Source organism: uncultured Roseibium sp., from assembly GCF_947494555.1.
Taxonomy (GTDB): Bacteria; Pseudomonadota; Alphaproteobacteria; order Rhizobiales; family Stappiaceae; genus Roseibium.
Genome location: NZ_CANLVF010000001.1, coordinates 1,302,827 through 1,314,485, shown reverse-complemented (window position 1 = coordinate 1,314,485; position 11,659 = coordinate 1,302,827). Strand labels below are relative to the sequence as shown.

Here is an 11,659-nt window from a genome sequence, read left to right as displayed (position 1 = left end):
GATCCCTCCTAGCCTTCGTTGCCTTCGTTGCCTTCGTTGCCTTCGTTGCCTTCGTTGCCTTCGCCGCGATCCTTGCGCGGACGCGTTGAGCGCTTTTCGAGGGAGGCAACAACACCGCGCAGGGCGCGAACTTCCTGCTCCGTGAGTTCTGCTTTCTGGAAGATGTTGCGCAATGTGCGCACCATATGCGGTCGTCGTTCCGGTGGCCTGAAGAAGGTTACGGAATCGAGCGCTCCCTCAAGATGTTCGAAGAAACGCAGAACGTCTTCCTTTTTCGCCGTCGGGTGTTCCTCTTCCGACAAAACGAAGGGCAAAGCACCGGAAGTCGCGGTCTTGCGCCACTCATAGGCGCACACAAGCACCGCCTGCGCTATGTTGAGCGACGCGAAATCCGGGTCGACCGGCAGCGTCACGATTTCATCGGCGAGCGCCACTTCCTCATTGTTGAGACCCCAGCGCTCACGGCCGAACAGATAGCCGGTCGCGTGTCCGTTCTCACCATATTCGACCGCCTTTTGCGCGGCTTCGTCCGGTCCGCGCACGGGTTTGGGCACCTCCCGCGAGCGTGCTGTCGTTGCGTAGACAAATTGCAAATCGGCAATCGCGGCTTCGACGCTGTCGAACACCTGAACCTTGTCGATGACATGATCCGCCCGGCTGGCGGCTGCTCGGGCCTTTTCGCTCGGCCAGCCATCCCGTGGATTGACGATCCTGAGGTCCACCAGGCCGAAATTTGCCATTGCCCGCGCTGCGGTTCCGATGTTCTCACCCAGTTGCGGCTCGCACAGGATTACCGCCGGCGGCTTTGCGGAAACCGCCCGCGCTTCATCTCTGATTTTCGCATTCTTGCTCATGGGCCGGGGATGTACCGGTTTATTGAAAAAATGAAAAGCGCAACACGCCGGAATTACCGGCCAAAAGCGCTCTTTGCCACTTCGTGGAAGGCCTTTGTTTTCCGACCGGTCCGACTTTCGGCGGCAAACACGAACCAGATCGGCGCTTCGGGTGCGTGCAGGCAGCCGGGCAGCACTTCCGCCAAAGTGCCTGCTTCCAGCTCCTCCCTGACCGCCATTCGGGACTTGATTACGAGTCCGAGTCCCTCGACGGCTCCAACCGTCAGCATGTCCGAGTTTGATACGGCAATGCTTCTTGCGACAGAATACTGGCGCTTGCGCCCTTTTGCATCATTCACGTCGAACCGTGTTTGCCAGGGCAGACAGACCCAGGGAAAGTCTCGCAGATCCTCTACCGTATCCGGTTCTCCGAAGGCCCCGAACAGCGAGGGAGACGCGCAGATGATCCGGTCGTTGTCACATAGCTTTTGGGCGACAAGTGAACTGTCGGCCAGCCGGCCGACGCGAATGGCGCAATCCTGCCTCTCTTCAACCAGTGGGACAAATCTGTCGACGGCGAGAAACTCGATCGTGAGATCCGGGTTCTCGGTGCGGAATTCTCCAAGGACAGGCATGATGAAACGCGAGAGGATCCAGGGCGACATGGTCACGCGCAAATGGCCCCGAAGTTTCGCCGTTCCACTGCCGACATCGAATTCCGCCTGCTGCAGATCCTCGAGGATGACATCGACCCGTTCCAGAAACAGCTGCCCCTCATCTGTTAGCCGGAAGGTGCGGCTGTTCCGATGAAACAGTGTCACCGTGAGCGCCTGTTCCAGTTTGGTTATCCGGTGGCTCGTGGTCGCTGCCGATATCCCGAGCTGACCGGCGGCCGACGTGATGCCGCCATATCTGGCAACGGCAACAAAGGTCTGAAGGTCGGGGATGCTGTACATTTGAAATTTTCTAACGCTGCTTTCGAAAATGAGGGAATTCATTTCGAATTCTAGAACAATTAAACCCTCCACATCAATATCTGGAGGACGCCCATGAAACGCTTTTTCGCCGCCCTTGGCATCAGCACCGCCCTGATCTTTCCCGCAGCCGCGGAAGGTCTCGAAACCTATCTGAGCTTCGACAAGTCGATGCCGCCGGGCAACCTTGCGATTGGCCCTGATGGCCGCATGTTTATGTCCGTACACGAATTTTACGGTCCGGAACTGCGTGTCGTTGAGGTGATGAAGGACGGGTCGACCAAACCCTACCCGACCGAAAACTGGGCCCGTGCACCGCAGGAGGACGGTGACGGTCTGAACGGTGTCCTTGGACTGCGCGCGGACCGGGACGGTATCTTGTGGATGCTCGACGGTCAGGGCGAAAACCAGACCGGACGAATTGTTGCCTGGAACACCAGGACCGAACAGCTGCACGGTGTCTACTATATCGGCGCGCCGGTCTCACGTCCCACATCTTTCCTGAACGATCTTGCCGTCGACCGGGACCATGAAGCCATCTACATTTCAGACACAGGTGACGGCGCGAACTCCGCCCTGATCGTCGTCGATCTTGAAACCGGCCGCGCACGCCGGGTCCTGGAAGGATCGAAATTCACGACGCCGGAAGACACACCGATGGTCATCGATGGTCGCGAGATCCTTTTGGGTGGCAACCCCGCCAAGATCGGCGTGAACCCGATCACCGTAGACCCGACCAACACATGGGTCTATTTCGCTCCGATGACCGCAAGTGCGATGTACCGGGTGAAGACCGCGGACCTTCTCAATGAAGAGCTGAGCGAAGAGGACCTTGTCGAGCGTGTCGAGCGCTATGGAGACAAGCCGATCTCCGATGGGTCCACGGTTGATACCGGCGGCAATGTCTATATCACCGCGATGACGGACAATGCCATCGGCGTCACGAAACCGGATGGCAGCTATGAGATCCTGTTTCAGTCCGATGAAGACCTGCCCTGGCCGGACGGCTTCTCGATCGGCGCGGACGGCTATGTCTATGCAACCATCAACGAACTCCATCGCTCGCCGGTTTTGAACGGTGGGGAAGACGCCTCGCTCGGGACATACCGGATCGTCCGTTTTCCCGCTCTGAGCGATGCAGTGAGTGGCCGCTGACGCCTTCAGGCCAATCAAGCCAAACAGGAACGCCCGGCAGGAGTAGCCTCATCCTGCCGGAATTTGTCTTTCACGCCTGCGGCATTTCCCGGATGGGCACGATCACCTGGGTCTTGTCGAAGCCCTTCAGCTCAAATGCGGGAGCATTTTCTTTCGATATCCCGGCAAGATCCGCAACGCGTTCGGACACCACGGTCTGTCCGTTGACCAGAACTGCCGACGCGAGCAGCCGCGCGGCGAGGTTGACGGTCGGGCCGATCGCCGTGAAATCCAGCCTGTCGGAGGCTCCGATATTTCCATATTGCAGCGGCCCGACGTGAACGGCGGCCCTAAAGGGTGGAACAGTCTCGGAAAATCGCGGTTTGTCCGCGCCACCGGACGCCTCATCGAGAGCGTCGAGAGCGCGTCGGCAGGCGTCACGACTGTCGGCGTCGTCCAAAATCGGGAAGATCGCCAGCAAGCCGTCGCCCATGAATTTCAGTACCTCACCACCGCGATCTACGATCGGCGGCACAAGGCAGTCGTAAAACCGGTTGAGGCGGGCCAATACGTCTTCTGCTGTCGCTGCGTTTGAAAACTGCGTGAAGGCGACAAGATCAGCGAAAACCACACAGGCGGATATTTTTTCAATGTCTCCCCGGTGCACCCGCCCTGACAGGATCCGGTTGCCACTGTCGCGCCCGACATAGGCGGACAGGAGATTGGCCGCATTGAGCCGGAGCATATAGGTCTCGGTGAGACGGGCCAGCGGCAAACGAACTTTTTCAAGAGCCGCCATCATGGCCTCGTCAAAGCCACCCTTCGCTTTCGTCGCAAAGCTCACAAGATGGGTCTCGCCAGTCGTGAAAAGGAGCGGCTGAACGACATAGTCTGTGACGCCCTCCTCCCGGAATTGCTTCAGGATGAGAAAATCCTCCGGGCAATCAGGATCACAGAGCTTGCGCCGCAGGGTCTTGCCCGTCCTGAGCACAGTCGGTAACGGGTTGTCGTGATATTCAGCCCCGTCAAAGGCTCTGAGATCCGCATCGGACTGGTCGACGCCCTCACCTTTCAGCCAGCGGAACCGGCGTCCCTGAAGGTTGGGATGGAGCGTATAAATAAAGAGCGCGAACCGCTCTATCGGAACGCCGGCCCCCAGAAGCCCCTCGCAGATCTTTAGAACGATCTCGCGAGCATCCGCACTCGGCCGCGCACCGTCCAGCATCCACCAGAAGAGGTCATCGAGTTTTTGTTCGTTGAGCATCAACGGCTCCGCGCAGTTCTCCTCGTTCCATTTTCCATGCGTGGAAGCTTTTTGTCATCCCCAGTGCGTTTGAGATGAACCGCTCCAGGTTTGTAAACTTCATCACCGAGACTGCGGGGTACTGGTTCCCGGATCTGCGCTTCGCTGCGTCCGGGATGACAACCCTGACGAATATCGATGATCCGGTTTTGTGGCCGATGGTCTGATGCCCCGTCTCGGACTTCCGAAATCGCACGCTCTCGTTGTCATCCCTGCGAAGGCAGGGATCCAGTAAACACTGGCCCATCGGCAAAACCAGAAACGCTGCGGCGTACTGGTTCCCGGCTCGCGCTCCGCTTGGCCGGGACGACAATCGGAACAAACAAATGCCCTCTGCGCCGTAAAGCCTGATGCCGGTTGTGCGCTGTTTTTGACGAGGCATCGGCAAAAGCCCAAGGAAGTCTCATTTGAACACCTTGTCATCCCTGCGCAGGCAGGGATCCAGTAAACACTGGCCCATCGGCAAAACCAGAAACGCTGAGGCGAACCCGACCCCGGCTCGCGCTACGCTTGGTCGGTACGACAATTGGAACGAACACCGCCCCCCCCCTGCCGCCCCGGACTTGATCCGGGACCGGTGTACGGCTTCCAAAAGACCTCCAAGATCACGTCCCCTGCACCCGCCGCACTTAGCCTGGATGACAACAGACGAAAACTGGGGTCAATTCGAGCGAAGCAAACCGAGCAAAGAGGCCGCCCTCATGCCCATGCCCCAGACTTATTTTCAAGCCTCCCGGGACTTCGATGCCTTCATTCAGGACGTGCGCGACACCTGCATGCTCCAGACCCATCATCAGGCCTATCACACGCTGCGCGCGGTTCTTCACACGTTCCGCTCCCACCTCACGACAAGTGACGCACTTCGCTTTGCGAACGTCCTTCCTGCCGTAACAAGAGCGATCTTTGTCGAAGACTGGACACCGGACGAAACACCAGCTCCCTTTCCGGAGCGTGTTGCGTTGATAAGCGAAGTCAAGTCCGTGCGACGGGATCACAACCTCGCCCCGGAGAGTGCAATCGAAGATGTCGCCACGGCACTCAGACGCTCATCCGTCGATGAACGAGAGCTGGACAGGGTGCTTGCGGAATTGCCGGAAGGCGCGTCGGAATATTGGTCGGTCCGCGGGTGAAGTTCGGGCGTGTGCGACAACATTGTTTCTGCCGTCGCACATTGTTCGAAACGATGGCAATTGAAGACGGCATTCTATCTATGTACCGTTCGAGCCATTCTCGAAACGTGCCCATACCGAGGTTTACGTGGCTTTCGACCCTCAAGAAACCATCGAATTCAAACGGTCTCGCGGCAAGACGCTGTTGATACTCTCCTTGAGTATTCCGTTCGTGGTGATCGGCATCTTCCTGGCGGCCGGCAGCTTCGACGGTCCCGACAGCGAGTATGCCGGACTGGTGCTGGGTCTGCTCAGCGTCGGATTTTTTGGCTTCCTGGGGATCTACGGTCTCGTTCAGCTTTATCGCAATCCGGACCAGAAAATCGAAATCGGCCCCGACGGAATCCTCGATCACAGGATTTCGAAGGTGCACCTTCCCTGGTCTGAGATCGAATACATCAGCGTCTGGAGCAGCCGGGGGTCTTCCGTGTTGATGCTGGAGCTGAGCGAGGACTTCGAGGCGACGCTCGATCAATCATGGCGGTACCGCTTGTACAGAACGGCGAACAGTCTGGTCGGCGCACACGGCCACTGCCTGAACCCCATGGGTTTCGCGGTCCGCTTCCAGGACCTCCACGAAACCATACTGGCCTACGCCGACGCTTTCGACTCTCCGGCGTCCTATGCCTGGGACTGACAGGTTGCTTACCAAAGAGAAAGCAGGGAACTCTTGCCCCATAGCGGGTAAGAACCACCATGGCGTACTGGTTCCCGGCTCGCGCCGCGCTTGGCCGGGACGACAACTGAAACGAAAACCGCCCGCTATTGCCGTCCCGGACTTGATCCGGGACCTGCTCTCAGCACTAACTTGACCCCGGCTCAATGCCGCGGAGGCTCCCCTGAGCACTTTGTCATCCCTGCGAAAGGCAGGGATCCAGTAAACTCACGCCTGTCGGCCAAACCAAAAACGCTGCGGCGTACTGGTTCCCGGTTCGCGCTGCGCTTGGCCGGGACGACAATTGGAACGAACGCGGGCACACCCTTTGTCGTCCCGGACCTGATCCGGGACCTGCACACGGAACCAATTTGACCCCGGCTCAAGGCCGGGGCGGCTCCACTTGAGCAATTCGTCATCCCTGCGAAAGGCAGGGATCCAGTAAACTCACGCCTGTCGGCCAAACCAAAAACGCTGCGGCGTACTGGTTCCCGGCTCGCGCTGCGCTTGGCCGGGACGACAACTGAAACGAAAACCGCCCGCTATTGCCGTCCCGGACTTGATCCGGGACCTGCTCTCAGCACTATCTTGACCCCGGCTCAAGGCCGGGCCGGCTCCTCTTGAGGAATTTGTCATCCCTGCGAACGCAGGGATCCAGTAACCACAAATCTTTGCGTTTCGACCCAAGAGGCCAGAAGTTGCCGCCTCCCGCCGCGCGTGGATGGATAAGCCCCTGAGTGAATACACCCTCAGTCACTTTTTCATGCCATTCCATTTGCCGCTTTCACGGACGGGCACCAGGACAGGTGCCAAACGAGCGTTGATTGTCTATCAAACCACGCTCTGCTAAAACAGAACGAGTAGAGTTTTTTTGTTTTGCAACTTAGGCAGAGCTAGTTGAATAATCAGTTTTAAGAGCGCGATGAATACAAACGAAACCACATTGATCAGCCAAAAGAGTCGCCTACTGCGCTTGAAGGTCGCCTGTTACGGAGCTTTGTTTTTCACTGCGATCGCCGCGTTTTTTGCAAACATGGCTGATGGTTCATTCAGCCTTTGGCATTTGGTTTATGGTTTTGTCACCTGTGCAATAGGCATGGAATTCGCGCGCTGCGTTCTGGAAATGCTTCACCCGGCAAGAAGTTGCCTTCAGATCTCGCCGGCAGGTCTTCTGCTCAAACAGCCTTCGGAGCGATCTCTTGCCTGGTCTGATATCGATAGTATCTCGAGTTTCGACCACCGCGGGAAAGGACTGGTCAGGATTTCGGCACCGGCAAAGGCAGTTCAACCCGTGGCCGACCCGAGGCAACCCACCATGGCGCGCCCGGACGAGTTCATCATCGACACATCGCGCCTCGATATCACCCGTGACAAGCTGCTGGAAACACTCAATGCCTACATGAAGGCTTGGTCAATGCCTGGGTCATCGAATGCGGATTGACGCTCATCAAGCAATCGAGATTGGCTATTCAGCGCAGAAAACCTTTGCAACGCTCGTATTTTCGTTGCTGGGTGCAACTTTCGCCGGTTTTACCGTCTTCACCGTATTGAGCACAAGCCAATCGATTGGAACATCATTCATTCCATTCTCGTTCCTGGTCATATTCACCATTCTGTTTCTCGTTCACTTGGCCAGGTTTTTTCACCTCAACGAACCGGTCATCCAGATCAGTCCTTCAGGTATCTTCGACAGGCGTGTCCAGAATGAACCCATGGCATGGTCAGAACTTGTGCGGCTCGCCATAAGAAGAGGAAGAAGCAGGCGCGTTTGCTGTGTGGAATTGGGTGTTTCTCCAGAGCAATTCCAAAAATTTCGCCAGCGACGGAGTTGGATCGACAAATTGGGATCGTCTTGGAGACGCGCGGGCATTTCGATTGCTGCTTCGGGTCTGTCGATCTCACAAGACTCACTTAAGGAAATCATCGAAACCTACGCAAAGGCACACGGTTCTTCTGCTGCATCTGAATGGCATTGAATTGCAATTCTCTTTGGTCCGAAAAATTCACATCCTCCCTCCACGCAAAGAACGCTAGAAGCATCGCTTAATCTTGGTTTGATCAATGGATTTTGACACATCAAAAACAATGAAATTCGAAATACCAAGAAGCCAAAGAATCGCGAATTTCTTAGTTTATCTGTCTCTGATGTTTTTAAGCGTCTTCATTTTGACAGCAGAGTATTACGGCTGGAACAAGGGTTCATCCAAAGCAGTATTCGCAATTGGCGTTTTGATATTGAGCATCAGCAGCAGCATCGCCGCAGTCAATCGATTGTTGAATATTCCCAAGCTGACGATAGAAGTCGGCCCTGCAGGAATATTGGACAAACGGATCTGCAAGTATCCAATTCCCTGGTCCGAAATCGTCAACATATCCAGGGGGAAACAGAATGATCAGTACATGATGATGCTTGATGTCACGAAGAACTTCGAAGAAACGCAAATCAATTCAGTGCATCATCTGATTATGAAATTTTATAACAGGCGAATGGGTGGAAAAGGAAGGTGTATCAATCCGATGGAGTTTCACGTCGGCCATTATACATTCAACAAAATTGTGCAGACCTACGCGAAGGCATACAACTGCCCCGCCGTTCGATAGCAAATCGATATTGGACAAACAACGCAGCCTCCGGAAACGTTGAGGAAGACAAAATAGCCCATGGAACTCGAATACGCGCAAAACCGCCTTTCACTCTTAAAATGGTTCTTCCGCGTGTTTTTGATTATCTCGATTCTTGCGACGCCTGTTCTCACCATGGAAGCGATAAACGGAGAGCGCGCTGCTTGGGACCTGGCGGCCGGTCCGATTGGTATTCTTGTTTTCATCTATTTTTCCATGCGCGTACGCAAAATGAGCAAGCAAGTCGGACCGGTCGTATCCGTAACCGGGGAAGGGATAATGCTGAGGGAGCTTGGGAAAAATCCAATCCCCTGGACTTCCATCGCAAGTATTTCCTCACTCCGGATGTGGATAGTCATCTCGCTGAAGAAAGGGGAAATCGAAAAACTCAACTTCGGAAAACTTGGGCTGCGTTTTCGACGGTTTGGCCCATTTACAGACAATTCAGTTTTCCTGAGACCCGCGCTGTACAGCGTTTCAGAAACTGTTCTCCGAGAGGAGATTAAAAAACAGGCGCGCGCCGCATGCGGTGAGGCAATACGCCTGGATCTCTAACCCCTCCCCGATTGCCTTTTCCCCCCCGTTTGCTAGAACGTGCCCGATCAACAGCGTTTGTCTTTAGAAGGGCTGGCTTTTGATTGCGTACAATTGTATACGCTGGTCGAAATTCCGTCCGGGGACGCCGAAAAGTCCTCGCCGACCCCACTTCGAACACTGGGAAATGTGAGCATCATGGCCGATATCATCTACACCAAGGTCGACGAAGCGCCCGAACTGGCAAGCGCCTCGTTCCTGCCCATCATCCGCACCTTCACCAAGGCGGCCGGGCTCACCATCGGCACCCGGGACATTTCTCTCGCAGGCCGCATCCTGGCGAACTTCCCAGAGTATCTGACTGACACTCAGAAACAGTCCGATGCGCTTGCCGAACTTGGCCAGATGGTGAAGCAGCCGGACGCCAACGTCATCAAGCTGCCGAACATCTCCGCGTCCCAGCCTCAGCTGAATGCGGCGATCGCCGAACTGCAGTCGCAAGGCTACAAGCTGCCCGACTATCCGGCTGAACCTTCAAGTGAAGAAGAAAAGACGGTCAAGGCCAAATACGACGCCATCAAGGGCTCCGCAGTGAACCCGGTTCTGCGCGAAGGCAATTCCGACCGCCGCGCACCCAAGGCAGTCAAGGAATACGCCAAGAAGAACCCCCACCGCATGGGGGCATGGGCGACATCTTCAAAAACGCATGTCGCCACGATGGGTGAAAATGACTTCCGCTCGAACGAAAAGTCGGTCACGGTCCCGGCCGTTTCCACCGGTGCCGCCAAGATCGAGTTCGACGCAAAAGGTGGCGACCTGACGGTACTGAAAACAGACTGGCCGCTGGAAGAAGGCGACGTCATCGACGCTACCTACATGAGCGTCAAGGCGCTGAAAGCGTTTCTTGAAAAGGAAATCCAGGACGCAAAGGCCCAGGGAATTCTGTTTTCGCTTCACCTGAAAGCCACCATGATGAAGGTCTCCGACCCGATCCTCTTCGGCCACTGCGTGAAGGCGTTCCTGAAGGATGTCTTTGAAAAGCACGCCGCGACTTTTACCGAGCTTGGCGTCAACCCGGATCTGGGCATGGGTGACCTGGAAGCCAAGGTCGCGACACTACCGGCGGACAAGCGCGCCGAGGTTGAGACCGACATCAAGGCAGCGCTCGACAACGGCCCGGACCTCTACATGGTGAACTCCGACAAGGGCATCACGAACCTGCATGTGTCTTCTGACGTCATCATTGACGCTTCCATGCCGGCGCTGATCCGCGCCGGTGGCAAGGGCTGGGGCCCGGACGGCAAGGAACAAGACGCCAAATGCGTCATTCCAGATTCCTCCTACGCCGGCGTCTATTCCGCCGTCATCGATTTCTGCCGTGAAAACGGTGCGCTGGATCCATCCAAGATGGGGACTGTGCCGAATGTCGGCCTGATGGCCCAGAAGGCCGAGGAATACGGTTCCCACCCGCAGACCTTCAAGGCGCCTGCCGACGGCACCATCCGTATTGTCGATGAAGCCGGAAACACGCTGATCTCGCATGAGGTCGAGGAAGGTGATGTCTGGCGCGCTTGCCGCACAAAGGACGCGCCGATCCGCGACTGGGTTAAACTCGGCGTCTCCCGCTCGCGTCTTTCCGGCATGCCGGGCATCTTCTGGCTCAACGAGAACCGTGCCCATGACGCAGAGCTGATCAAGAAGGTCAACGCTTACCTGCCCGAGCACGACACGTCCGGTCTGGACCTGAAAATCATGGCTCCGACGGAAGCGGCAAAATACACCACCGAACGCATTGCCCGCGGCGAGGACACGATCGCAATTACCGGCAACGTCCTGCGCGACTACCTGACCGATCTTTATCCGATCCTGGAAGTCGGCACCTCTGCCAAGATGCTCTCCATCGTTCCGCTGATGAACGGCGGCGGCCTGTTTGAGACCGGCGCCGGTGGTTCTGCTCCCAAGCACGTCCAGCAGCTTCAGGAGGAAAACTACCTCCGTTGGGACTCGCTCGGTGAATTCTGCGCCCTCGGCGCGTCGCTCGAGCATCTCGCCAATGCCAAGGACAACGCCAAGGCACAGGTCCTGGCTGATGCCCTCGATACGGCGATCGAAGGTCTGCTCGACAACGGCAAGTCGCCCGCGCGCCGCGTCGGCGGCCTGGACAACCGGGGCAGCCATTTCTACATCGCGCTCTATTGGGCAAAGGCGCTTGCCGCCCAGGACAAGGACGCGGAGCTGAAGGCTCACTTCACACCGATTGCCGAGGCGCTTTCCTCCAACGAAGACAAGATCGTCGGCGAACTCAACAGCGTCCAGGGCTCTTCGGCAGATACTGGCGGCTACTACCACGCGCCGCAGGCGAAGGTCGACGCTGTGATGCGCCCGAGCGCAACACTGAACGGCATCATCGGCTAGTCGACCGGTCACGACAAGGA

General features: G+C 56.7%; 11 protein-coding genes. 8 read left to right on the top strand and 3 right to left on the bottom strand.

What is annotated here, in order from left to right:
* Window positions 1–8: 8 nt before the first annotated feature.
* The gene (locus Q0915_RS05905; protein ID WP_299480653.1) at window positions 9–854 is read right to left on the bottom strand and encodes an RNA methyltransferase; all 846 of its coding nucleotides are present in this window, start codon (window positions 852–854) and stop codon (window positions 9–11) included.
* Between the two features lie 53 nt (window positions 855–907).
* Window positions 908–1,789 carry a LysR family transcriptional regulator gene (locus tag Q0915_RS05900; protein WP_299480650.1) on the bottom strand — a complete coding sequence of 294 codons (882 nt, stop codon included), beginning with the start codon at window positions 1,787–1,789 and terminating at the stop codon, window positions 908–910.
* 93 nt (window positions 1,790–1,882) lie between these two features.
* On the opposite strand from Q0915_RS05900, the gene Q0915_RS05895 reads away from it, so the two are divergent.
* Entirely contained in the window at window positions 1,883–2,962 is a 1,080-nt protein-coding gene (locus Q0915_RS05895) for an L-dopachrome tautomerase-related protein (protein WP_299480647.1), read from the top strand.
* A 70-nt stretch (window positions 2,963–3,032) separates the two neighbouring features.
* Here the strand turns inward: Q0915_RS05895 and Q0915_RS05890 are convergent, their stop codons facing one another.
* A complete protein-coding gene (locus Q0915_RS05890; RefSeq protein WP_299480644.1) occupies window positions 3,033–4,205 on the bottom strand; it encodes an adenylate/guanylate cyclase domain-containing protein in 1,173 nt (390 codons plus the stop codon).
* Between the two features lie 74 nt (window positions 4,206–4,279).
* Between Q0915_RS05890 and Q0915_RS05885 the strand changes: the two genes are divergently transcribed.
* The 7 genes from Q0915_RS05885 (at window position 4,280) to Q0915_RS05855 (ending at window position 11,639) form a co-directional block, all read left to right on the top strand.
* Entirely contained in the window at window positions 4,280–4,411 is a 132-nt protein-coding gene (locus Q0915_RS05885; RefSeq protein ID WP_299480641.1) for a hypothetical protein, read from the top strand.
* Window positions 4,412–4,945: 534 nt separating this feature from the next.
* Window positions 4,946–5,374: a DUF2267 domain-containing protein gene (locus Q0915_RS05880; RefSeq protein WP_299480638.1), complete on the top strand. Its 429-nt coding sequence runs from the start codon at window positions 4,946–4,948 to the stop codon at window positions 5,372–5,374.
* A 127-nt stretch (window positions 5,375–5,501) separates the two neighbouring features.
* Window positions 5,502–6,050: an STM3941 family protein gene (locus Q0915_RS05875; RefSeq protein ID WP_299480635.1), complete on the top strand. Its 549-nt coding sequence runs from the start codon at window positions 5,502–5,504 to the stop codon at window positions 6,048–6,050.
* 1,114 nt (window positions 6,051–7,164) lie between these two features.
* Entirely contained in the window at window positions 7,165–7,509 is a 345-nt protein-coding gene (locus Q0915_RS05870) for a hypothetical protein (protein ID WP_299474618.1), read from the top strand.
* Window positions 7,510–8,129: 620 nt separating this feature from the next.
* The gene (locus tag Q0915_RS05865; RefSeq protein WP_299474616.1) at window positions 8,130–8,669 is read left to right on the top strand and encodes a hypothetical protein; all 540 of its coding nucleotides are present in this window, start codon (window positions 8,130–8,132) and stop codon (window positions 8,667–8,669) included.
* 60 nt (window positions 8,670–8,729) lie between these two features.
* The gene (locus Q0915_RS05860) at window positions 8,730–9,245 is read left to right on the top strand and encodes a hypothetical protein (RefSeq protein WP_299474614.1); all 516 of its coding nucleotides are present in this window, start codon (window positions 8,730–8,732) and stop codon (window positions 9,243–9,245) included.
* 168 nt (window positions 9,246–9,413) lie between these two features.
* Window positions 9,414–11,639 (top strand): NADP-dependent isocitrate dehydrogenase, encoded by a 2,226-nt coding sequence (locus Q0915_RS05855; RefSeq protein WP_366525262.1) that lies wholly within the window; start codon window positions 9,414–9,416, stop codon window positions 11,637–11,639.
* Window positions 11,640–11,659 lie beyond the last annotated feature (20 nt).